This window comes from Tenericutes bacterium MZ-XQ (assembly GCA_002838205.1).
In the GTDB taxonomy this organism is placed as follows: Bacteria; Bacillota_I; Bacilli_A; order Acholeplasmatales; family Acholeplasmataceae; genus Mariniplasma.
The window spans coordinates 1102060-1124340 of record CP017950.1; the positions used below are offsets into that span (position 1 = coordinate 1102060).

General features: G+C 31.3%; 24 protein-coding genes. 5 read left to right on the forward strand and 19 right to left on the reverse strand.

Features of this window, described 5'->3' with window-relative positions; genetic code table 11:
• The first annotated feature begins 93 nt into the window (after positions 1 to 93).
• A complete protein-coding gene (locus BK011_05390) occupies positions 94 to 1002 on the forward strand; it encodes a hypothetical protein (GenBank protein ID AUD65139.1) in 909 nt (302 codons plus the stop codon).
• Positions 1003 to 1088: 86 nt separating this feature from the next.
• Here the strand turns inward: BK011_05390 and BK011_05395 are convergent, their stop codons facing one another.
• The 6 genes from BK011_05395 to BK011_05420 all read right to left on the reverse strand — a co-directional run bounded on the left by BK011_05395 (position 1089) and on the right by BK011_05420 (position 6849).
• A complete protein-coding gene (locus tag BK011_05395; GenBank protein AUD65140.1) occupies positions 1089 to 3677 on the reverse strand; it encodes a bifunctional acetaldehyde-CoA/alcohol dehydrogenase in 2589 nt (862 codons plus the stop codon).
• 153 nt (positions 3678 to 3830) lie between these two features.
• Positions 3831 to 4259, reverse strand: a complete 429-nt coding sequence (locus tag BK011_05400) for a hypothetical protein (GenBank protein AUD65141.1) — start codon at positions 4257 to 4259, stop codon at positions 3831 to 3833.
• Positions 4256 to 4879: a hypothetical protein gene (locus tag BK011_05405; protein AUD65142.1), complete on the reverse strand. Its 624-nt coding sequence runs from the start codon at positions 4877 to 4879 to the stop codon at positions 4256 to 4258. Before BK011_05405 ends, BK011_05400 begins: the two co-directional genes overlap by 4 nt.
• Before the next feature lie 25 nt (positions 4880 to 4904).
• The gene (locus tag BK011_05410; GenBank protein AUD65143.1) at positions 4905 to 5387 is read right to left on the reverse strand and encodes a hypothetical protein; all 483 of its coding nucleotides are present in this window, start codon (positions 5385 to 5387) and stop codon (positions 4905 to 4907) included.
• A 91-nt stretch (positions 5388 to 5478) separates the two neighbouring features.
• Positions 5479 to 5748: a GNAT family N-acetyltransferase gene (locus tag BK011_05415; GenBank protein AUD65144.1), complete on the reverse strand. Its 270-nt coding sequence runs from the start codon at positions 5746 to 5748 to the stop codon at positions 5479 to 5481.
• 192 nt (positions 5749 to 5940) lie between these two features.
• A complete protein-coding gene (locus BK011_05420; protein ID AUD65145.1) occupies positions 5941 to 6849 on the reverse strand; it encodes a hypothetical protein in 909 nt (302 codons plus the stop codon).
• 380 nt (positions 6850 to 7229) lie between these two features.
• Here BK011_05420 and BK011_05425 point away from each other — a divergent pair, with 380 nt between their 5' ends.
• Positions 7230 to 8945: a hypothetical protein gene (locus BK011_05425; GenBank protein ID AUD65146.1), complete on the forward strand. Its 1716-nt coding sequence runs from the start codon at positions 7230 to 7232 to the stop codon at positions 8943 to 8945.
• A gap of 208 nt (positions 8946 to 9153) precedes the next feature.
• Here BK011_05425 and BK011_05430 read toward each other — a convergent pair whose 3' ends face one another.
• From BK011_05430 to BK011_05450, 5 genes are all read right to left on the reverse strand, one after another.
• Positions 9154 to 9423, reverse strand: coding sequence for a 30S ribosomal protein S15 (locus tag BK011_05430; GenBank protein ID AUD65147.1), 270 nt, complete (start codon positions 9421 to 9423; stop codon positions 9154 to 9156).
• A 104-nt stretch (positions 9424 to 9527) separates the two neighbouring features.
• On the reverse strand, positions 9528 to 9851 hold the full coding sequence (locus tag BK011_05435) for a transcriptional regulator (GenBank protein ID AUD65148.1): 324 nt from the start codon (positions 9849 to 9851) through the stop codon (positions 9528 to 9530).
• Positions 9852 to 9891: 40 nt separating this feature from the next.
• The gene (locus BK011_05440) at positions 9892 to 10785 is read right to left on the reverse strand and encodes a riboflavin biosynthesis protein RibF (protein ID AUD65149.1); all 894 of its coding nucleotides are present in this window, start codon (positions 10783 to 10785) and stop codon (positions 9892 to 9894) included.
• A gap of 9 nt (positions 10786 to 10794) precedes the next feature.
• The gene (locus BK011_05445; GenBank protein ID AUD65150.1) at positions 10795 to 11643 is read right to left on the reverse strand and encodes a tRNA pseudouridine(55) synthase TruB; all 849 of its coding nucleotides are present in this window, start codon (positions 11641 to 11643) and stop codon (positions 10795 to 10797) included.
• A 77-nt stretch (positions 11644 to 11720) separates the two neighbouring features.
• Positions 11721 to 12989, reverse strand: coding sequence for a hypothetical protein (locus BK011_05450; protein ID AUD65151.1), 1269 nt, complete (start codon positions 12987 to 12989; stop codon positions 11721 to 11723).
• Between the two features lie 171 nt (positions 12990 to 13160).
• Between BK011_05450 and BK011_05455 the strand changes: the two genes are divergently transcribed.
• Complete coding sequence (locus BK011_05455) at positions 13161 to 14468, forward strand: hypothetical protein (GenBank protein ID AUD65152.1); 1308 nt, start codon at positions 13161 to 13163, stop codon at positions 14466 to 14468.
• 4 nt (positions 14469 to 14472) lie between these two features.
• Positions 14473 to 14805, forward strand: a complete 333-nt coding sequence (locus tag BK011_05460) for a hypothetical protein (protein ID AUD65153.1) — start codon at positions 14473 to 14475, stop codon at positions 14803 to 14805.
• A 115-nt stretch (positions 14806 to 14920) separates the two neighbouring features.
• Here the strand turns inward: BK011_05460 and BK011_05465 are convergent, their stop codons facing one another.
• Together BK011_05465 and BK011_05470 are read right to left on the reverse strand one after the other, a co-directional pair.
• Positions 14921 to 15229, reverse strand: a complete 309-nt coding sequence (locus tag BK011_05465; protein AUD65154.1) for a thioredoxin — start codon at positions 15227 to 15229, stop codon at positions 14921 to 14923.
• A 77-nt stretch (positions 15230 to 15306) separates the two neighbouring features.
• The gene (locus tag BK011_05470; GenBank protein ID AUD65155.1) at positions 15307 to 17628 is read right to left on the reverse strand and encodes a hypothetical protein; all 2322 of its coding nucleotides are present in this window, start codon (positions 17626 to 17628) and stop codon (positions 15307 to 15309) included.
• A gap of 60 nt (positions 17629 to 17688) precedes the next feature.
• Between BK011_05470 and BK011_05475 the strand changes: the two genes are divergently transcribed.
• Positions 17689 to 18546 carry a ribonuclease HIII gene (locus BK011_05475; protein AUD65156.1) on the forward strand — a complete coding sequence of 286 codons (858 nt, stop codon included), beginning with the start codon at positions 17689 to 17691 and terminating at the stop codon, positions 18544 to 18546.
• On the opposite strand, the gene BK011_05480 is transcribed toward BK011_05475, so the two are convergent.
• Genes BK011_05480 through BK011_05505 form a run of 6 tightly spaced genes read right to left on the reverse strand, consistent with a single transcriptional unit; the run spans position 18538 to position 22281 of the window.
• The gene (locus tag BK011_05480) at positions 18538 to 19440 is read right to left on the reverse strand and encodes a pseudouridine synthase (GenBank protein ID AUD65157.1); all 903 of its coding nucleotides are present in this window, start codon (positions 19438 to 19440) and stop codon (positions 18538 to 18540) included. The genes BK011_05475 and BK011_05480 overlap by 9 nt on opposite strands.
• On the reverse strand, positions 19424 to 19957 hold the full coding sequence (locus BK011_05485) for a hypothetical protein (protein ID AUD65158.1): 534 nt from the start codon (positions 19955 to 19957) through the stop codon (positions 19424 to 19426). Before BK011_05485 ends, BK011_05480 begins: the two co-directional genes overlap by 17 nt.
• Positions 19958 to 19970: 13 nt before the next feature.
• Positions 19971 to 20357 carry a hypothetical protein gene (locus tag BK011_05490; GenBank protein ID AUD65159.1) on the reverse strand — a complete coding sequence of 129 codons (387 nt, stop codon included), beginning with the start codon at positions 20355 to 20357 and terminating at the stop codon, positions 19971 to 19973.
• On the reverse strand, positions 20341 to 21327 hold the full coding sequence (locus tag BK011_05495; GenBank protein ID AUD65160.1) for a hypothetical protein: 987 nt from the start codon (positions 21325 to 21327) through the stop codon (positions 20341 to 20343). Before BK011_05495 ends, BK011_05490 begins: the two co-directional genes overlap by 17 nt.
• Positions 21311 to 21784, reverse strand: a complete 474-nt coding sequence (locus BK011_05500; GenBank protein ID AUD65161.1) for a cytidine deaminase — start codon at positions 21782 to 21784, stop codon at positions 21311 to 21313. Before BK011_05500 ends, BK011_05495 begins: the two co-directional genes overlap by 17 nt.
• Positions 21781 to 22281 (reverse strand): peptide-methionine (S)-S-oxide reductase, encoded by a 501-nt coding sequence (locus BK011_05505; protein ID AUD65162.1) that lies wholly within the window; start codon positions 22279 to 22281, stop codon positions 21781 to 21783. Before BK011_05505 ends, BK011_05500 begins: the two co-directional genes overlap by 4 nt.

The window sequence follows — 22281 nt, forward strand, 5'->3', positions numbered from 1 at the left end:
AAGGAACTATAAAAGCGAGTATTTTATCCTTGAATTGTTTGGCGACGTTCCTTGGGATGAAATACTCGCTTTTGAAGTCTAAGGAACGTGCATATGTCAAAATTGAATAAAGTTTGTCCACTTTGTGGAACAATAGATTCTTCTATTAAACATGGTAAAGATACTAAATGTAGACAAAGGTTTTTATGTAAATCATGTAATAAATCTTATATCAAAGATTCAAGTAGTCTAAAACATTTAAAATCAAGTGATTATATTTTTAAAAAGTTTTTAGGATTAATGATCGATGATACTACTATTGAAGTAATAGCAAGAAACCTCAATATAAATACTAAAACTGTTAACTATTGGAAATTTATAGTATTTAAATCACTAGAGAACCACCAAAATGATATTAAACTTAATGGTACTATATTAATAGATGAAACCTTTATTCCAATACGAAATAAAAAATATAAGATATTAAAAAACCTTAACAAAGAGATCCGAGGTATATCCTATAATCAATTATGTATAATAACAATGATTAATCTATTTGGTAAATCAGTAGCTAAGGTAGTGTCAAGGGCTATGGCTATGCCAGAGCACTACATAAATTTATTTACCCACAACATAGGGTATGTAGATAAATTTATATATGATGGTAATAAAAGAGGTTTTCAATTTATGAAAGGGTTCAATGTTGAATACATCGATGGAAAAAGAGATATAACAAATGAGCATTCAACGGATTTAGTTGATCAGTATCACTCAATATTGAAAAGACATATATTTAAACATAATGGTTTTAACATAAAAAATACGCAACATTATTTAAACTTCTTTGTATATAGACAAAATTACTTGGCATCTCATAATGTTAAAGATATGAGAAGCAAAAACAAAGTTAAAAATAAAATGATAGATGATTTGTTCAAAATCATTAAAAACACAAATAAGAAAATCACTTATCTAGATTACATGAAAGACCTGGGAATTGAAGATATATTATTAGCAATTTAGAATAAACAACAATCATCACCAAAGCTCAGTAAAAAAAATTATCGACTAAATGATTAATTAGTCGATAATTTTAGTATTTTAATTTATTATTTAAATATTTTACCGTAATATGCGTTTTCTAATATAACCTTCATATCTGCAACTAAAGGTAGTTTAGGATTTGCTGTTGAACATTGGTCTTCATATGCCATATATGCCATCGTTTCGCTATTTAGTAAGTAATCTTTTTCATCTGTACCTTGTTCCTTAAAGGACATTTGAATACCGATAGATTTACCTAGTTCATAACAAGCTTTAGCAAACATTACAACCCCTTCTTCTTTAGTTTTAGGGTTTAAACCAATAGCACGTGCTAATTCCATATACTTTTGATCTGCTACATAATACTTATATTTTGGCCAAGTAGATAGTTTTGCAGGTACCACACCGTTATATAAAATAACGTGTGGTAATAAGATTGCATTGATACGTCCATGAGGGATATGATATCTACCGCCAACCTTATGTGCCATAGAGTGTGAAATACCTAAGAATGCATTACCAAATGCCATACCTGCCATTGTAGATGCATTATGCATTTTTTCTCTTGCTTCAAAGTCATTACCATTGTCAAATGCACGCTTTAAATACTCAAAAACCATTTTTACTGATTGAATTGCAAGTGCATCTGTATAGTCATTAGCTAGTATAGAAACATAAGCTTCAACTGCATGCGTTAATACGTCCATACCTGTGTCTGCTGTAACACCTTTAGGTTGTGTAAGTGTTAGTGCAGGATCAACAATTGCAACCGTAGGTGTTAAGGAGTAATCAGCCAGTGGATACTTCTTACTTTCTTTATTATCTGTGATTACAGCAAACGGTGTCACCTCACTACCTGTACCAGAGGTTGTTGGAATACATACGAGTTTAGATTTTCTCCCTGAATCTGGATATCTAAATGCACGTTTACGAATATCCATAAATTTTTGTTTTAAGTCGTTAAAGTCTACTTCAGGATTTTCATAGAATACCCACATAGCTTTAGCAGCATCCATCGGAGAACCACCACCAATTGCTACAATTGTATCTGGTTGGAAGGACTTCATTAATTCATAACCTTTGATAACTGTTTCAATAGATGGGTCTGCTTCTACATCCGTAAATAGTTGGTAAACCACATGATTTCGTCTTAAACTTAATTGATCTGTTACTTTTTTAACATAACCTAAATCAACCATCACACGGTCCGTTACAATAACAACCTTACTCACATCACGCATTTGTCTTAAATACTCAATAGAGTCTCTTTCAAAATAGATTTTAGATGGTACTTTAAACCATTGCATATTATTTTTCCTTTCACCAATGCGTTTAATGTTTAGTAAATGGATTGCACTCACATTATCTGATACAGAATTTTTACCATATGAACCACAACCTAAAGTTAGGGATGGTATAAAGCGGTTATATACATTACCTATACCACCAAATGTTGCAGGTGAGTTCACAATAATACGAATTGCTTTTAACGCTAATCCAAATGCCTTTTTAATTGAATCTACATTAGTATGTACGACTGCAGAGTGTCCTAAACCATCTAGTTCAACCATTGCTTTAGATAAATTAATACCTTCATTTGAATCTTTTACCTTAAGTAGTGCTAAGACAGGTGATAGTTTTTCTCTAGTTAATGGCTCTTCTTTACCAACACTCTTACATTCAACTAATAAAATATTTGTATTTGCCGGTACACTAAATCCTGCGCGTTCTGCAATGTGACTTGCAGATTTACCTACTACATATGGATTTAATTTCACACCGTCAGGAAACATGAATTTTTCTAACATTTGTTTTTGTTCTTGATTACATAAAAAAGTATGTAGTTTTTTAAATTCAGCAACTGCATCATTATAAATTTCTTTATCCATAATGACTGCTTGTTCAGATGCACAAACCATACCATTATCAAAAGCTTTAGACATAACAATATCATTAATTGCTTGTTTTAAGTCGGCTGTTTTTTCAATATATGCAGGCACATTTCCAGCCCCAACACCAAGAGCTGGTTTACCACATGAATAAGCTACCTTAACCATTGCATTACCACCAGTTGCTAAAATAGTTGCAACCCCATCATGGTTCATTAATTGATTCGTGTTTTCTAAGCTAGGATTTTCTACCCAACCAATACAATGCTTTGGTGCACCTGCTTTAATTGCCGCATCTCTTATAATACGTGCAGCCTCTAAACTACAGTTTTGTGCATTCGGATGGAATGCAAAAACAATAGGGTTTCTAGTTTTAAGTGCGATTAATGCCTTAAAAATAGTGGTTGAGGTTGGGTTTGTTACAGGTGTAACCGCACATATAACCCCTACAGGATCAGCAATTTCTGTAATCCCTGTTACTTTATTCTCAGAGATGATACCGACTGTTTTTAAATGCCTCATATGATTAATTACATACTCAACTGCAAACAAGTTCTTTGTTGCTTTATCTTCAAAAACACCTCGTCCGGTTTCTTCTACTGCCATCTTTGCTAGTATACCGTGTGCATCAATTGCAGCCACAGATACTTTAGCAACGATCTCATCAATTTTCTCTTGTGTAAAGTCTAAATAATCTACTAATGCTTGGTTTGCATGCGCGACTAAAAGATTCACCTCGTTAGAGATTAGCTTGTCTTTTTCCATATTAAATTTCTCCTTATATTACTTGAATTGTTTGTTCACCTTCATTTTACATTATTTTTTTTTAAATTCAAAATGAAACTATAATGAACACGTTTTCATAATTTTACACAACAAAAAACCGGTGAATTTTCACCATTCACCGGCTATCTTTACCTATTTCTTATCACTTTTTTTTACAACTTTTTTAAGAAACTCTCTGCATATCCTTAACGGTCTTGTAAATAACATAAACCTTAAGTATATCTGATAGAATAAACCTTTTAATTGTTTCGTTTTACCATGTTTATAATACTCAAGTAGCTTACCTTTAATTTGTGCTGGATAAACTTTTTCTAAATAAGCTTGATTATCTCCACATACAAGAAAGTAGTCTGCTTTCACCTTTAAAATCCGATGCAATATCATATCCTTATTTTGACGCATAAAGAGTACACAGTCATGTTTTTTATAATCATTTGATTTTTCAATATAGACCGTTGTATTTTTTTGATTTAAAAGTGGCCACATTGAAACACCTCGTACCTTTGATACAACAAACCCTTTAACTTCTAGTTGATTTATAACTGTGTTATCAAAGTTCACGAAATATTGCCTCTGTTTTTCTTTTTATTTTTCTTATTGGATAATAATCTCTTATCTACTAAATGAATAAACTCATCACTACTTATTGTCATATCAGGCATATAAGTAAAATAGCCATAACTCATTGTAACATTAAAACGATCATCTACTTTGTTCAGTTCATCTAACCCAATTTTTATATCCCTAGCTATTTGTTCAATATCTGCAGGTTCATATTTGGTTGTAATAATTAAGAATTCATCACCACCATAACGTGCTAAAAACTCGTTTTTACCAATACAGCTATCTAATAGTTTTGCAGTTAACTTAATAACTTCATCACCAACTAAGTGTCCATGTGTATCATTAATAATTTTAAAATCATCTAAATCTAATAAAATTGCTGTAAATGCTTTACCTTGTCTTGCTTGTTCTATTTTATATTCTAAATAAAAATCTAATTGTCTACGATTAAATATGCCTGTTAAATGATCATTACGTACGCGACTGTTTTGAACAAAGACAAAGAGTATAACAATCGATACAGTCACTGAACTTGGTATATAGGCAATACCACTTAATAATATTTGGGCAAACAATCCAGTTGCAGGAATTAAACTAAATATCAGATAGGCAACCATATGTGAAGCCTCAATACGTTTACGTTTATAGATTAATAAGCATACTGCAGAAATAAAAATCAAACCGTTGACGATGTGTGTATACATGAAGAATGGTCCTCTCGTATACATATGCATCTATTTCATAATACCAACCAGTAAACTGTGTAATAATTAAAAATATAATGTTTATAGCAGATATTGCTATAAAGTATTTATATAATTTTTTGGTGCGTTCAGTATCGGAGTATATCTTGAAATGTAAATATAAAAACCATAAGGATGGAATCAAGTGTGAAATACCATGTGTAACAATATTACCAACTTCTGTAAATATACGATATATTGGTAACCCGAATCCTTGAAATCTAGATAAAAAATCAAACACCAAGAGTAAAAGCGTGACCTGTGCTAAGTATCTAAACAATTGATCACTCATTAATGAATATTTAACTTGTCGGCTATAATTATATATTGTTATCAACAATATAAATGAATAGAAAAATAATGCAATATTTACATCGTTCATAGACTGTTCTCCCTAATCTATGTTACCTATAATAAAATATATATGCTATTTTAGCATAGCGTATGCTAAATACATAAGTTTAACGTAAATTTTACTTTAAAAATACGTCGTTATAAATTGCATCTCTTTGAAATAGTTTTAAAATATATGGACAAACAGGATCTATTTTTTTACCCTCACGACGAGCAACATCAACAACTGCATCCACTAACTTTTGTGCAATCCCTTGTCCTCTAAGTACAGGATCAACAAACGTATGTGTTGCTGCAATATAATCCTTTACATACTGATAAGTGATTTCTGCAATCATTTGTCCATCTTCATTTTCCATATAAAAACGTCCGGGTTCATGTTTAAACATTTGCCATACCTCCTAATATAAAATATTATACCGTAAAATTTGTAAAACTTAAACTTTTGCATTTTACCTCAGATAAAAACTTTCTCCCTTGAGTCTTTATAGCCTTAACAATTAAATTTGGTATATATATTATACTAAAAATATGCATTTTTTCAAATTTTTACTGAGCTTTGGTGATGATTGTTGTTTATTCTAAATTGCTAATAATATATCTTCAATTCCCAGGTCTTTCATGTAATCTAGATAAGTGATTTTCTTATTTGTGTTTTTAATGATTTTGAACAAATCATCTATCATTTTATTTTTAACTTTGTTTTTGCTTCTCATATCTTTAACATTATGAGATGCCAAGTAATTTTGTCTATATACAAAGAAGTTTAAATAATGTTGCGTATTTTTTATGTTAAAACCATTATGTTTAAATATATGTCTTTTCAATATTGAGTGATACTGATCAACTAAATCCGTTGAATGCTCATTTGTTATATCTCTTTTTCCATCGATGTATTCAACATTGAACCCTTTCATAAATTGAAAACCTCTTTTATTACCATCATATATAAATTTATCTACATACCCTATGTTGTGGGTAAATAAATTTATGTAGTGCTCTGGCATAGCCATAGCCCTTGACACTACCTTAGCTACTGATTTACCAAATAGATTAATCATTGTTATTATACATAATTGATTATAGGATATACCTCGGATCTCTTTGTTAAGGTTTTTTAATATCTTATATTTTTTATTTCGTATTGGAATAAAGGTTTCATCTATTAATATAGTACCATTAAGTTTAATATCATTTTGGTGGTTCTCTAGTGATTTAAATACTATAAATTTCCAATAGTTAACAGTTTTAGTATTTATATTGAGGTTTCTTGCTATTACTTCAATAGTAGTATCATCGATCATTAATCCTAAAAACTTTTTAAAAATATAATCACTTGATTTTAAATGTTTTAGACTACTTGAATCTTTGATATAAGATTTATTACATGATTTACATAAAAACCTTTGTCTACATTTAGTATCTTTACCATGTTTAATAGAAGAATCTATTGTTCCACAAAGTGGACAAACTTTATTCAATTTTGACATATGCACGTTCCTTAGACTTCAAAAGCGAGTATTTCATCCCAAGGAACGTCGCCAAACAATTCAAGGATAAAATACTCGCTTTTATAGTTCCTTTTATTGTAATTGTTTGGCGTATATATTATAACACTATTTTTCAAATAAATATTTAGTATTTAAAATCCGATTTATGGTGACCCGAGTTTTATAGTTTAGTTTCACAAACCTAGCACTAAACAACATTAATACAACAAGTTTACTACAAATACAACAGCACCTAAATGGCTATAAATAGTGATTTAGGTGCTTTTAAGTATAAAACAAACTATAAAAAAGCAAATAGTCAAAATAATTGTAGTAAATCGTAGTAATTTATGATATGATGAATATAGGAGTTGATTCTTATGTTTATAAAAAAGGTAAAGATAAAAACAAATAATACACATTCTCTATATTTGGTTGAGAGTTACCGTGATCAAAACGGTAAACCAAAGCACCGAACAATAAAGAGTTACGGTATTTTAGAAGAGTTAGAAAAAGACAACCCAAACATTTTAGAAGAACTAAGATTAGAAGCGAAGAAACTGAGTTTAGAGAAAGAAGAACAACTTTTTCAAGAAATGACAATTGATTTCTCCAAAGAACAATCAAACTCGTTGCTGAACTACGGATATGTATTCTTAGAGAGAATTTACAACAAGATAGGGATATCGAAGTTTATGAAGGCATACCAAGAAACTACAAGAGTAAAATACGACTTAGATGACATATTGAAGTTACTTGTGTTTTCTAGATGTCTTAATCCAGGAAGTAAGAAGAAAACATATGAGAATAAAGGGAATTACTTCTTTGATTTAAGTGATTTCAAGATGGAAGACATCTATAAATCACTTGATTATTTAGCATTAATTAAAGATGATTTAACATATTGCATGCATCAAGGAATCAGTAAGGAATACGGACGTGATTGTACATTAGTATTCTATGATGTGACTAACTATTACTTTGAAAGTGAAGAGATGATAGGTTTAAGACAAAAAGGAGTATCCAAAGAAAATAAAAAAACAGGAATAGTACAAATGGGGTTATTTATAGATAGAGATGGAATCCCAATAACCTATGAGTTGTTTCCAGGATGTACAAATGATTTAAGTACAATGCAACCAATCTTAACGAAAATAAAAAAACAATACAACTTAGGTAAAATTACCATTGTCGGAGACAAAGGTAACAACAGTGGAAAAAACCTTAGTTATATTGATCAAAAGAAAGATAAGTATATTATTTCCCAAAAGATACGAATGCGTGGAAGCAAAATGGCAGATATCATATTAGATCCTGAAGGATATATAGAAAACCAAGCTGGTACGTTCAAATATAAAACAGTCAAAAGAATCCGTACTGTAGACACTGGTGAAGTAGATAAAGATAATAAAAAGATCAAACATGAATTAACAGAACATCTATTGTGTTTTTGGAGTTTAAAGGAAGAAAGATACCAACACGCTAAACGTGGCATTCTAGATGAAAAGATAGAAAAGTTTATTGATGACCCATCATTACTTAACGCATCAAACTCATTCGGTGTAAAGAAATACTTTAAAAAGACAGTATATGATAAAGATACTGGAGAAATAGTAAAAGCTAAGAATCATTATGAATTTAATGAAGAAAAGTACAAAAGAGATATCGCATTGGATGGATATTACGCAATCGTAACAAACGATTTAGAGTTAACACCATTCGATATCATTGATAAGTATAGAAATTTATCCGTAATTGAAGATTCATTTAGAGTCACTAAAAGCGACTTGGAAGGAAGACCAGTTTATGTATGGACAGACGAGCACATAAAAGGCCATTTCTTAACTTGTTTCATCTCATTAACACTTTATCGTTTATTACAGCTAGAAACTGGAAACAAGTATTCAGTAAATAAACTTAAAGACGCTTTAAATAGCGCACAAATACTTCAAATGTCAAATGGAATATTACATTTGAATAAAGTGAATCATGAAATCCTAGAATTATCATATAAATATGGAGTAGATTTCTCTAAGCAGTTCTACAAATCCGAAACTATTAAAAGAGAATTTACTACTTTACTACAAAACACTTAAATCAAAAAAGAGACTAACTTCCACTAATCAAGCGGAGATTGTCTCTTTTACTCTTTTCAAACTATAAAACTCGGGTTATAACACTATTTTTCAAATAAATATTTAGTATTTAAAATCCGATTTATGGTGATTGTTATCAAATTATCTGAGATATGAACAACAATCATCACCAAAGCTCAGAAAAAAAAAGATTGCTTACGCAACCCTTTTATCGACGTAATCCTAATTTTTGGATTAATGCTGTATAACGATCTACATCTTTATGACGTAAATAGTTTAATAAGCGACGTCTTTTACCAATCATCATGTATAACCCACGACGAGAGTGGAAATCATGAATATGTTGTTGTAAATGTTCATTGAGAGAGTTGATTTCAGCAGATAATACAGCGATTTGTACTTCTGGTGAACCAGTATCTCCGTCTTTAGTTGCATAATTCTTAATGATTTCTGTTTTTTGCGCCTTTGTTAATGCCATTATTGTTTCCTCCTTCGAATAACTAAAGTACAGGTCGGCTGTCCTTATACCTTGTTACCGCCTTTTTTATTGTAACATTTTTTTTATAAAATGCAACATTATTGTTAAATTTTAACGAATTGATCGACATTTAGAACAAACACGGTTGCTCCACCGACTTCAACTTCAATAGGTAGTGAAGAAAATGAACCAAATTCATTCACAATTGTGTTTGGTACTAGTTTTGATCGTTTCTTCGAATGAGCTTCGATAACTTCAAGTGCTTGTGGCACTTTTTCATCATTCACACCAATCATAAAGGTAACATTACCTGCACGTAAGAAACCGCCAGTTGTAGATAATCTTGTTGAAAAGAACTTTTCTTTAACTAATGCTTTTTGTACTTTATTCGCATCGTCATTAGATACAATCGCAATGATCATTTTCATAACAACACCCCTTTTCATATATATCTATTATAGCATAATTTTAATAATTTGATAGTGCTCTAACTGTTTCTTCATCTTTTTTAAGTTGGTTAATAAGGGCTTTTTTAGATGCGAATTTATATTCTGGTCTTAAAAAGTGCATAAAGGTTACAGTGATTTGCTCATGATAAATATCTTGATCAAAATCCAATATGTATATTTCTAATCTTTTTTCAGCTGAATAGTTTAATGTTGGATTATTTCCGATATTTGCCATTGCATGATGCCAAGTGTCTTTGACAAATACTTTTACATAATATACACCATTTCTAGGCATATAATAGTTTCCAAAATCGATATTTGCAGTAGGAAATCCAATGACTCGACCGATTTTATGGCCATGAACTACAGTTCCTGTAATTTCATAGTGTCTATTTAATAGTTTTCTTGCCGATGCGATATCCCCTTGTAATAAAAAGTCTTTAACATAGGTTGTAGAAACACGCGTATGATTATAGACGAGATCATCAAGAATATCTACGACAAAAAATTTTCTCAAATCATCAATCGTTCCTAATCCTCGATATGCGAATCTAGCATCACGTCCGATGACAAGTCTTTGTACTCTCAAACGCTTTAAAAAATCAATAAATTCAGGTACAGATAACTTGGAAAACTCTTCATTAAATTTAATAATAAATGTGTAATCTAATGGAAATTTAGATAAAAGTTTTATTTTATCTCTTTTTTGCGTCAACGTGTTAAACGGTTTTCTTCTTAAGATTTCAGATGGATGTGGGTCAAATGTGATGACCGCATGTTTGGTGTCTTTATATCTTAAAACACGGTTAATGAGCTGTTGATGTCCTAAATGTAGTCCATCAAAGTTTCCCATGGTCACCGTCAAATCGTCTTCATTTTCAATTTTATCGTAAGTGTCATTAATAATTATCATGTTATACCTCTAAAATATTAAACCTGGTTTATATGTATGTTCTTTAATTCTTTGATAGAAAGCGATCATATGCCCTTGTTCATCATAAACAATAAAATCTTTGTCAATGGTTGTTTGTCTTTCATCTAAATAAACGCCATTTCTAACAAGCTTTATCATATAGTCATTTAAAACAACTCTTGGATGATGGATGAAGTATGCTTCTAAGGTTATCATATCACTTTCTATAATATCGTGAAGTGGTTTTGCTTGTTCGATACGATAAGGTCCAATTTTTGTTCTTCTAAGCTCTTTAAGTGCTCCGTATGTATGTAAACTATCAGCCAAATCAACTGCTATACTTCTTATATAAGTACCTTTAGAAACGTCAATACTAAAATCTACTGTATGATCAACTAAGGATGAAGTCAATTTAAAATCATAAATCTCAACAGGTCTTTTATCCCTTTCGATTTCTTTTCCAGCTCTTGCAAGTTCGTATAGCTTTTGTCCATCAACTTTGATTGCTGAATACATCGGTGGTAATTGTTCATATGCTTTGATCATGTTTTTTACAGCATTTTCTAAAGCTTCATCAGCTATTTGCGTCTCTTTTTCTTCAATCAATTTACCTGTTACATCATAAGTATCATAGTGTTTGTTAAAAACAAGTGTTCCATCATATGATTTATTCATATTTAAAAACATGTCTGACAGCTTTGTAGCTTTACCAACACAAATGATTAAAAGACCACTTGCAAAGGGATCAAGTGTGCCAGTATGGCCTATTTTTTTAAAATGAAACTTGCGTTTAAGATATAAAACGACATCGTGAGATGTCATATCCTTGGGTTTATCTACAAGTAAGAATCCGTCCATGTTATCACCATATCTATTATACTAAATTTTCACCAAGAACAAAAGTAATTTAAAAATTACTCCTTTAAAACGACACCTTACCCAAATAGGTAAGTCCGTTTAGGCGTGTTCCAACCTCTAAACCCTGTCCCTAAGGCATCAGGCTTACATTTTCTAATCATATTTAATGAGGCATTTAAATCTGCATTGATTAAAATGCCTTTTTTACTTTCATAAAGTCCTCTTTTGATTCTTCTACCAGAATGCTCCTTTTGATGAAATGCATCTTGATCAATAAAAGATGCCACTGATGTGTATGACTCATTAATGACTTGATATGAAATATCATTTGCTTCTGCTAAAGTTATGATTCTATCTCTTAATCGTGCGATTGGGATTGATTTAAACCACTGATTATTTTTCTTACTTGTTTTCGTATCCTTAAATCCTTCATTATATCCAATGATGATTTCTTTTACATGTTCTTTTTTAGCATGTTCAATGATTAACTTAGCTGCTTTATATATCCCATAAGACATTTGATGGTTTCTTTTTTCTAACACGGCAATCATTCTTTTTGTAAGTACATGTTGGTTTTCTCTTAAAGAAGCTAGCTTTGATATACGTTTCCAATATCTTTGATTCATACTTTTTAATCTTAACCCGTCGACTAATAGATGATTCCCACTGGTTACTGCACACATGGCTAAGTTATTATATCCAAAGTCAATCCCCATCACTTCTTTTTTAGTGTTATGCTCATTGGTTACATCATCATCTTCATAAACATGTATCACTTCAATGTACTTGCCATCATATTTTTCTTTGATGGTGATTTCTTTAATTCGTTTGTTTGATATACATTTAGGTGTGTCTATCTTTAATGATAATGTTTCAATTTCCAATAATGATAATGCATGTTTGGATAACTGTTTGGATATATCTTCAAAGTCTTTAGATATCTTTTTAATAAAATGTCCTCTAGGTAGTATATACTCATGATCATTTGGTTTATAGACCATTCGGTCAACCAGTGAGAAAAAGCCATCTTTTTTTAAGTATCTAGGTAGTTTTACTTTCTTGTTTTTCTTTGATTTGACGGATCCAAAAAAAGCTTTCATGGCTTCATCAACTTTTTTTATAACTGACTGTCCCAACGATGTTGATAAGGTTCTATAATGGACACTATCTTTTAATAATTTATAATTATCAACATAGCTTAAATATGTTCCATATTCAAAATAATGTTGTCTAACATGATATAAGGCTTGATTGTATAAATGCTTGGCTTCATGCATTAGAAAAAGTAAGAATTTTTTCTCATTTTGACTTAAATATAACTTCGTTTTTATGGCTTTGTAGCGCATGTAAGTCCCCCCCCTTTCATCAAATGTTTACTATATATCTATTTTACCATTTTTATAAATATGATAAAAGGTTGAAATAGAATTTCCTAGTTAATGAACAAAAGTGAATAAATTCACTCAGGGCGATAAAATCGCCTTTTCTTTTTTTATCTTTCTTTTTATAATAGAATCATGGACCCTATCTTACTCAAATATAAGTTTAGAGATCTCTTAGCCTTCGCTGCGATGCAGGGTAAGGATGTCTATGAAAATGAACTGAATAAACTTTCAAATTTGAAAGCCTATCGAAAGCCAAAACTAACCATTCAATCCATCTTTCAAACATACTGGCCCATATTTAAACCTTTGTTTATCGATAGACTAAGACCTGCCATCATTTCTAATGTTGAAAAAATGATTGACTGTAAAAATTTATCTAAAGGACATCTTTTTTTCGAGTGTCCTTCTTGTGATAACTTTCATCTCCAAGGTTTATCTTGTCATTCTAGATTTTGTGTTTCTTGTAACCAGAACTATCGTGAGAAAAGAACGATTGCTGTTCAATCAAAACTTTTAGATGTCCCTCACCGTCACTTCGTCTTTTCTATCGCTAGAGAACTTAGAGATTACTTTAGAATTTATCGGGGGCTTTTTGATGTCTTTTTCTCATCTGTTAATGAAGCGCTTCAAGCACTTGTCTTTTCATCAAAGATTGCAGTTAAAGAAGATCGTAGACTTGGTCTCATTGCTTTTCTTCATACCTTTGGGCGTGATCTTAAGTTTAATCCTCATATTCACGTTTTGGTTGCTGAAAGAACGCTCGATCTCAATCAAAACTTGCGAAAGTTTTCTTACTTTCATTTTGAAAAACTTAGACTTTACTTCCAACTTGCTTTACTTAGAAATATCTCAAATTACTTAAAGGTCCACGCGAGTAAGGACATCTATAACCGCTTCAATCGTTTGAGATCTTCTCTCATCTCAAAATATAAGAAAGGCTTTTATGCACATGGTCCAAAACTTAAAGATTATGGTTTTCTGAATGCTGCGAAAAAAGTTTCTGATTATATCACACGTTATGCTTCACGTCCTGCAATTTCTGAAGAACGTATTTTGAATCTCGATACTTCTACCCATATGATCACTTGGACCTATGATCCTCATGAAGATGATGATAAATCAGAAGATGATCCTTCATTTCTTGGTAGACAAACCATCACTGAACATGTCTTTAGGTTTATTGCCAAACTCATCGTTCACATTCCAGATGAGCACTTTCACACCATTCGCTATTTTGGTTTCTATGCAAATAAATCAAAGAAATCGGTCGCTACTTTCAAAAAACTACTTTCAAATGCTTCTATTAAACTCAAACGTTCTCGCTCAAATTGGATACATATGCTAAAATCAATTTATAAGTATCATCCCATCTTATGTTCATGTGGCCACATCATGAAACTTAATCTAGATTATTCTTTACTAAGAGACCCCGGAGGTTAAACCTATGCCAAAATATTTTAATACCATCAAATTGAAAATTTCTGATGAAGAGAAAAAACTTCGCTTAGAAGACTATCGCTATGCCCTTCAAAACGGCTTTTACTTTGGACCACCTGTTGATATCCACGATTTTATGAATAAAGATATCTTTGATGAATTCGTTCGTTTTAAATGTCTTGTTTGTGGCACTGAACATGTTGAGGAATATGATATCTTACTAGAAATTTGGGATGAATCTATTTCTGATTATCCTAAAATATACTGTGAAAACTGTGGGAAAGAATCTTCTGTACCACTTGATGTTTATCATAAACAAACCTTAAAGGTTTTTAGATAATTGTTTTGACTTATATCTTACTCACCCACATAACTGTGGGGTTTTTGTCTATTTTGATTTTTAGATTTGAAAATAGAATTTCCTATTAAGTAAAAAAAGCACAAAAGTGCTTTAATTATTTGTATTGATTTAGCCAAGCAGCTACTCTTTCTTTTGGTTGGTAACCACTTTGACGATCAACTTCTTCACCGTCTTTGTAAAGTACTACTGTTGGTACTGAACGAATGCCTGCTTCAATAGCTTGTGATCTAAATAAATCGATGTCCACTCTGTAGAATTTTGAATCGCTCATTTCTTCACTTAAACTTTCTAATACAGGTTTTAACATCTTACATGGTCCACACCATGTTGCGTAGTATTGTACAACAATTAGACCTTGTTGACCTACGACTTGTTCATAAGGTTGTCCTTGATATTCAGTCATTAAATTTTCCTCATTTCTTAATAATTTTATTATATTTTTATTATATATGATTTTTATAATATTGCAAGACAAAAGCACTATTTTAGTGTGACAATAGTTACTCCATTTAGTCCTTCACCTTCTCCACCATAACGGTGTTCTTTGATATAAGGACTAGATTTAATATAACTGTGTACAGCCTTTCGAACTGCACCAGTTCCAAACCCATGAATGATACGAAGTGTCGTCAGACCAGACATGAGTGCACCGTCAATTGCATCATCTAAAGCTGCACTCACTTCTTCATATCTAAATCCTCTTAAATCGACTTCAAGTTTACCTTCTTTTTGTGGCTTAATTTCTTCTGATTTTTGTTTTTGCACAAGTTTCGGTTTATCACTTGGTTTTGGCTTGTCCTTTTTTAAGTCAGATTTATCAAATGATAATTCAAACTTGCCAAATTTTACGATATAAGTGTCTTCCTTGATGTCAATAATCGTTCCGTATTGTTGATAAGATGTAATAAACACCTCATCACCAACGTTTAGTGATTCATCGAAATACAGTGATTTATCTCCTCCAATTCTTTGATTTAATCTGTTTTTCAAATCAGCGAGTTCTGGTTTAGAAAGTGATTGTTTTTTCTGTAGTTCAGAAATCAAATCAATAGCTTCTTCTCTAAGTTTTAGCCATTTTGATTCTTCTTTATGTTTTACTTTTTCAATCATTTCATCTTGACGTTTTAAAAGATCATTTTTGATGTCTTGATAATGTTGTTTTTCTTCTTTAACTTTAGATAGTTCAGTGTTTAACAATTCTTTTTCTTTTTGGATATCTAGCATTTCATCGTTTAATTTTTCCATCGTTTTTGCTAGATCTGTTTGTCTACCCTCATATAGTTTAAGTGCATTTTCAATGATACTTTCTGGTAAACCTAATCTTCTAGCAATTAAAAATGCATGCGATGATCCTGTTGTGCCCATTTGTAGGAAATATAACGGTTTTAAAGATTGCTTATCAAATGCTACACTTGCAGTTGTCATATGTGGTTGCTCATATGCATAACTTTTAAGCTCTGAGTAATGGGTTGTGACCATCATGCGACCATCATAGTCTTTAAATGCCTCTAAAATTGAGATTGCAAGCGCAACCCCTTCATTAGGATCAGTACCACTACCAATCTCATCTAAAAGTACTAAAGTATTGTCTTTCATGTTTTTAATCATATCGATTATCTTTGTTAAGTGTGATGAGAATGTAGATAAGGATTGAGATATGGATTGCTCATCTCCAATATCAGCAAAAACTTGATCAAATAGTGCAATACTACTTGCTTCATTTAATGGTGTTAACATCCCCATTTGTGTCATTAATGTCAATAAGCCTAATGTTTTTAAGGCAACTGTCTTACCACCAGTATTAGGACCTGTAATTAATAATGTTTTCAAATGCTTATCAAGAGATAACCCTATTGGAACTGCCGCTTTTTGATCTAAAAGCGGATGCTTAGCATGAATGAGTTGAATAAATCCTTCTTTATTGATGTTTGGTTTGTGAGCATCAATATCAAGTGCATAGATCGCTTTTGCATGAATTAAATCCAACTTAACAAATACATCTAAATTTTGTTTTAAGGTTAGATAAGATAATTGAATTTCATGACTCATTTCATCAATAATCATGTCAATTTCTTTTTGTTCACTGACTTTTAAACTTTCAATTTGTGCAGTGATAGATCTTGTCATCTCTGGTTCGATGTAAATGGTTTGCTTAGAAGCTGACATATCATGAATGATACCTTTAACCTTATTCTTAAAAGCTTCTTTAACGCCTATACAAAAACGTTCATTCCTCATCACGATGACTTGATCATTTAAATACTTCGAATAATCGACAAGTATTTTTTGTAACTTGTCTTGAAGTTGTTTTTCAAATCTTGAGATGTCTTTTCTGATACTTGCAAGTTTTGGTGTCGCATCATCTAAAATAACACCATCCTCATCAAGCTTTGATTCAATATAGTTTAGCAAGCTTTTATGACTGGATAAGTCATCAAAAAGAGGAACCAAACTTGTTGATTTTAAATTTATTTGTTGTCTTTGTCTTAAATAAAGTAAAATATCTCTTTCCATCACTAAAAATAAACGAACATAAAGTAAGTCTTGGATACTGTATCGTCTTTTTATTTCTGCATAATGAAGGAGTTGATAGATATCAAAATCATCTAAAAAAGGAATACGTCCAAATCTAGCGATAAGTTCTAACATATCATCGACTTCTAAAAGCATGTGATCAACTTCATTTATATCTGTTGAAGGTTCTTGTGTATTTAATTTTTGTTTTGCAGAGTCAGATTTTAAATATTTCGAAATGATTTCGATGATTTGATCTAACTCTAAGGTTTTTGTCATAAATCGCATATAAAACACCCTTTTTCTGTAAAATTGTGGTATAATAATAGTTGAGCGTAGAGGTGAACTATGAAACATTACACAATGTCTGTAACTGATAAAGAACTAGAAAAATTAAATAAAGTTTATCAATATCATCAAATAGAAGATAAAAATCCTTATCTTCTTTTTCATGCAAAGCATAATGATATCGATATTCTAGCATATAAGACAGGTAAAGTCTTATTACAAGGTCATGAAGTCACTCATGAGTTAGTGGCAATCAAAACCCATTTAAACAAAGAAGACTATGCAGCAATCGGTTCTGACGAAGTTGGAACTGGTGATGTTTTTGGTCCGATTGTTGTTTGTTCTGTATTTGTAAACAAATCTGAAATACCATTTTTAGAAGAGCTTGGCGTCAAAGACTCTAAGAACATGACAGATCAAAAAATCATTGAGATTGCACCGAAACTAGCTAAAAAACTCATTCACTCATTACTTATTCTACCACCATCTAAGTATAATAAGCTAGTCAGTGAGGGATATAATTTAAATAAAATGAAAGCACTTCTTCATAATCAAGGTATTGTTAAGACATCTTCTAAGTTAAAAGAAAGTGTTCCTGTAATCTTAGATCAGTTTTGTACACCACAATTATATTTCAATTATTTAAAAGATGAAACGTTAGTTTATCGTGATATTGATTTTCACACTAAGGCAGAATCTGTGCATTTAAGTGTTGCTGCTGCTTCAATTATTGCACGCTATGCATTTTTGGTTAAAATGAAACAATACAGCCAAAAAATAGGTATGAACTTACCTAAAGGTGCAGGTAAAGAAGTTGATGAAGCGATTCAAAAACTTTATGAGAAAAAAGGCACAAAAGGACTTAATTTGATTGCCAAGATGAATTTCAAGAATGTGGCCAAACAAGATTTATCCTAATTGATCTAAAAAATCTTTAAAATAATCGGGCATATCGGCTGTAAAAGTCATATGCTCTTTTTTTATTGGATGCATGAAACTCAATTGGGTTGCATGCAAAAATTGTCCTTGATTTCCAATCGTTTGTTTTGGACCATATAGTGGGTCTCCCACAATTGGATGATTAATATAAGCCATATGAACTCTAATCTGGTGTGTTCTTCCCGTTTCAAGTTCACAAGATAATAATGTATAATCCCCATATCTTTTTAATACTTTGAAATGTGTTATTGAACGCTTACCATCATCAACAATCGCCATTTTAAGTCGATTTTTTGGATGTCTAGCTATTGGTGCATCTATAGTTCCTTCGTTTTCTTTAAAATCATGGTAGACAAGTGCGATATAAGTGCGTTTAATCTGATGATATTTGAGTTGTTCGCTCAGCAATTGATGTGCTTGATCATTTTTTGCAACCACCAATAAACCACTTGTATCTTTATCAATTCTATGCACTATGCCTGGTCTGATCACACCATTAATTGAACTTAAATGATCAACTTGGTGCATAAGACCATGAACTAATGTAGGTTCATGATAACTAGAAGCTGGATGCACAACTAATCCTACTGGTTTATTTATGACTAGTAAATCATCATCTTCATAAACAATATCTAAATCTAAATCAACTGGTTTTATATCCAAAGTTACTGGTTCAACCTCAAAAATGGTGATGACATCACCTGTTTTAAGTAAATAACCTGTTTTCACTTTTTGATTGTTGACTAGAATATGTTGATCTTTAATGAGATTTTGTACATAACTTCTACTTTTATTGATAAACTCATTTTCTGATAAATATATATCTAATCTTTCTTTTTCGTGTTCAAATGTAACTTTAATTGTTTTTTCCATCGGCTTCACTTTCCGTCTTTTTATGTCGTTTAGGCTCTAAAAAGAAAATATCTATAGCAAACAAGACAATGGCTGCAGATAAGAAATTATCTGCTAAATTATTTGTAAAATTGCTTAGTCCAATGTCATTTAAAAAATCCAAAAAAGGATAATGTAGAAAATCAATCACAAATCCGTAAATTGCTCGATCTATCGCATTACCTAGAGTGCCACTAATGAATAAGGCAATAGAAATTGTATATACTTTCTTGTCTTTGTAATCACTGTCTTTAAATAAATAACCAAAAACAACTAATGCAGCTACAGTAACCAGAAAAAACACTAGCTCTCTATACTGAAAATCACTAAGCATCCCTAAAGATGCGCCAGTATTTTCATAATAGCTTAGTTCTAGCACATGGGGAATGACTACATCGTTAATGCCTTCAAATGTTGGCGCTATAAGTCTATATGCAAGTTGTTTTGTTACTTGATCTAATAAAAGTGTAACAATAATAATGATAAATCCTATAAGCATAATACTCTCCTTCTTAAAACACTGTTGATAAAACTACTATACCTATAATAAGTAAGATAATCGCTACAAAAGTAGATTCTACATATTGTGGTATCTTTGTATTAATATCCTTAATCTCTTCATGATAGTTTTTAATGAGCACATAATAAAAATGATAATATAAAAACGCCCATATAAGAACAAAACATAATAAAATAAGTGATAAAATAAATGTAAGTTTAGTATATATAAACATATTGATGACGAAGACACTTGGTAAAATCACAATCAAAAACGAAATAAGAAGAGCACCCAATACGGATTTAACGGATGTCTTCATCGATGTTTTTGAATCGATTCTTTTTACTAAGTTTCTATATCTATGGAAAAACTTATATATTTGATCAATTATATTTCTCATAAAGCCATAAAGCCGCCTCTTCGATAGTTTCTACTGGTACTAGTTCATACGATATATCAATGTGTTTTATCTCATCGTAATGTGATTTAGGAATGAAAAATACATCAACATCGTTGTATTCCGCTGTATATATTTTTTGTGTAATCCCACCAATTCTACCAATCGTTCCACTCGTATTTATCGTTCCAGTTCCTGCAATGATCACATCCGGAATGTTTATATTTAGTAAACTTACATAAATACTCAGTGTTTGAAGCATACCCCCACTAGGCCCTCCTACCGTGCTGTTAAGCCCTGGAAGTTCATATGCAGGGTAAGCATCGTATATCACATATTTGGTATAAAACAAGAAAGAAACTTCACCTAAAACTTGTTCATAAACAAGTGTATAAGTTGTCCCATCTTCTTTTTTAATTAAATAAGTCACGTTGATATGATCTGATAACTCGAAAAACGACTGCGGATCATAATCTTGATAAGATTCTCCATTGATTTCGATGATTACATCACCAATATCTACGTTTTCTAATCGCTTCGGAAAATCATAAATGTATAATCCTTCGAATCCATAATTCATTACAATCGTCGGATCCTTCTCTTTTGCCATTTCATATGCTTTGATTAATGCAATTTGATATGAAACACTTTTTGATAACTGCCCCTGCCGATACTCATCTATGATTGTGTTTTCTTGTTCTCTAATCGTTGGTCTTCTTAAAACGACGCTTTCATCGTTTTTAAGCAACATATACTGGAATGCTGTAATCGGATTATAAGAATATACATAGACACTATAGAATTGATCTGGCATCTCGTGTCCTTCAATCTCAAAAGAAGATTCTAAAGCTGTAAGTCCACCTGGAGCAGTTACAGTGTAATTCGTAGGTACAACGCCTACAAAAAAGACATATAAATATGCAAATGATAAAATGATTAGTATTTTTTTATTACTTTTAATGAAGGTTAACATAAGTTAACTCACCAACTTTTATTTTTCGATATGAAACATTTGCAGCCTTTAACATTTTTACAGCTGCTTGATGTTCCTTTGTATGTTCGTATTTATCACTTTCAAACACAATCTCTTTGATACCGGATTGTATGATCAACTTTGTGCATTCATTGCAAGGAAAAAGTGTCACATAAATGGACGACCCTTTAAGTGATTGTGTCGCATTCAAAATCGCATTGGCTTCAGCATGAACAACATATGGATATTTAGTATCTAAGTACTCACCCATATTTCCCCAAGGAAACTCATCATCTTTTGCGCCTGAAGGCATACCATTATAGCCAATGCCGACAATTCTTAAATCACTATTAACAATACATGCTCCTACTTGAGTTGATGGATCTTTACTTCTAAGTGCTGATAATTTCGCAACTCCCATGAAATATTGATCCCAAGTGATAAAATCTTTTCTCATGATTTTCTCTCTTCCTTTTTGGCTAAACCTAAATTAACATGGCAATAACCAAATGGATTTTTCTTCAAATATTTTTGATGATTTTCTTCTGCAAGTTCATAGTCTTTATTTTCTTTTATTTTGACTTGAACTTTATCATAATCATTTTTAAAATATGATTTCATATAATCGATGACACGTTCTTTCTCACTCATGTCTTCTAAATAAATACCACTACGATATTGATATCCAATATCATTGCCTTGTTTATTGATGCTAAATGGATTTACAATTCTAAAAAAATGTTCTAATACACCTTCAAGTGTTAAAACTTGCTCATCGTAGACGACTCTACATGCTTCTGCATGTGTACAAGTACCATCACAAACTTCTCTGTATGTTGGATGTGTTCTATTACCATCAACGTATCCAACAGAGGTCTCTAAAACCCCTTTTAATTGGTCAAAATAGGCTTCAACACCCCAAAAACATCCACCAGCTAAAACAATACTCTTCAT

What these genes read in the sequence shown, in the direction of transcription:
- BK011_05390 (AUD65139.1), top strand. Translation starts at nt 94, where the DNA reads ATGTCAAAATTGAATAAAGTTTGTCCACTTTGTGGAACAATAGATTCT.
- BK011_05395 (AUD65140.1), bottom strand. Translation starts at nt 3,677, where the DNA reads ATGGAAAAAGACAAGCTAATCTCTAACGAGGTGAATCTTTTAGTCGCG.
- BK011_05405 (AUD65142.1), bottom strand. Translation starts at nt 4,879, where the DNA reads ATGGTTGCCTATCTGATATTTAGTTTAATTCCTGCAACTGGATTGTTT.
- BK011_05410 (AUD65143.1), bottom strand. Translation starts at nt 5,387, where the DNA reads ATGAACGATGTAAATATTGCATTATTTTTCTATTCATTTATATTGTTG.
- BK011_05415 (AUD65144.1), bottom strand. Translation starts at nt 5,748, where the DNA reads ATGTTTAAACATGAACCCGGACGTTTTTATATGGAAAATGAAGATGGA.
- BK011_05420 (AUD65145.1), bottom strand. Translation starts at nt 6,849, where the DNA reads ATGTCAAAATTGAATAAAGTTTGTCCACTTTGTGGAACAATAGATTCT.
- BK011_05425 (AUD65146.1), top strand. Translation starts at nt 7,230, where the DNA reads ATGTTTATAAAAAAGGTAAAGATAAAAACAAATAATACACATTCTCTA.
- BK011_05430 (AUD65147.1), bottom strand. Translation starts at nt 9,423, where the DNA reads ATGGCATTAACAAAGGCGCAAAAAACAGAAATCATTAAGAATTATGCA.
- BK011_05435 (AUD65148.1), bottom strand. Translation starts at nt 9,851, where the DNA reads ATGAAAATGATCATTGCGATTGTATCTAATGACGATGCGAATAAAGTA.
- BK011_05440 (AUD65149.1), bottom strand. Translation starts at nt 10,785, where the DNA reads ATGATAATTATTAATGACACTTACGATAAAATTGAAAATGAAGACGAT.
- BK011_05445 (AUD65150.1), bottom strand. Translation starts at nt 11,643, where the DNA reads ATGGACGGATTCTTACTTGTAGATAAACCCAAGGATATGACATCTCAC.
- BK011_05450 (AUD65151.1), bottom strand. Translation starts at nt 12,989, where the DNA reads ATGCGCTACAAAGCCATAAAAACGAAGTTATATTTAAGTCAAAATGAG.
- BK011_05455 (AUD65152.1), top strand. Translation starts at nt 13,161, where the DNA reads ATGGACCCTATCTTACTCAAATATAAGTTTAGAGATCTCTTAGCCTTC.
- BK011_05460 (AUD65153.1), top strand. Translation starts at nt 14,473, where the DNA reads ATGCCAAAATATTTTAATACCATCAAATTGAAAATTTCTGATGAAGAG.
- BK011_05465 (AUD65154.1), bottom strand. Translation starts at nt 15,229, where the DNA reads ATGACTGAATATCAAGGACAACCTTATGAACAAGTCGTAGGTCAACAA.
- BK011_05470 (AUD65155.1), bottom strand. Translation starts at nt 17,628, where the DNA reads ATGCGATTTATGACAAAAACCTTAGAGTTAGATCAAATCATCGAAATC.
- BK011_05475 (AUD65156.1), top strand. Translation starts at nt 17,689, where the DNA reads ATGAAACATTACACAATGTCTGTAACTGATAAAGAACTAGAAAAATTA.
- BK011_05480 (AUD65157.1), bottom strand. Translation starts at nt 19,440, where the DNA reads ATGGAAAAAACAATTAAAGTTACATTTGAACACGAAAAAGAAAGATTA.
- BK011_05485 (AUD65158.1), bottom strand. Translation starts at nt 19,957, where the DNA reads ATGCTTATAGGATTTATCATTATTATTGTTACACTTTTATTAGATCAA.
- BK011_05490 (AUD65159.1), bottom strand. Translation starts at nt 20,357, where the DNA reads ATGAGAAATATAATTGATCAAATATATAAGTTTTTCCATAGATATAGA.
- BK011_05495 (AUD65160.1), bottom strand. Translation starts at nt 21,327, where the DNA reads ATGTTAACCTTCATTAAAAGTAATAAAAAAATACTAATCATTTTATCA.
- BK011_05500 (AUD65161.1), bottom strand. Translation starts at nt 21,784, where the DNA reads ATGAGAAAAGATTTTATCACTTGGGATCAATATTTCATGGGAGTTGCG.
- BK011_05505 (AUD65162.1), bottom strand. Translation starts at nt 22,281, where the DNA reads ATGAAGAGTATTGTTTTAGCTGGTGGATGTTTTTGGGGTGTTGAAGCC.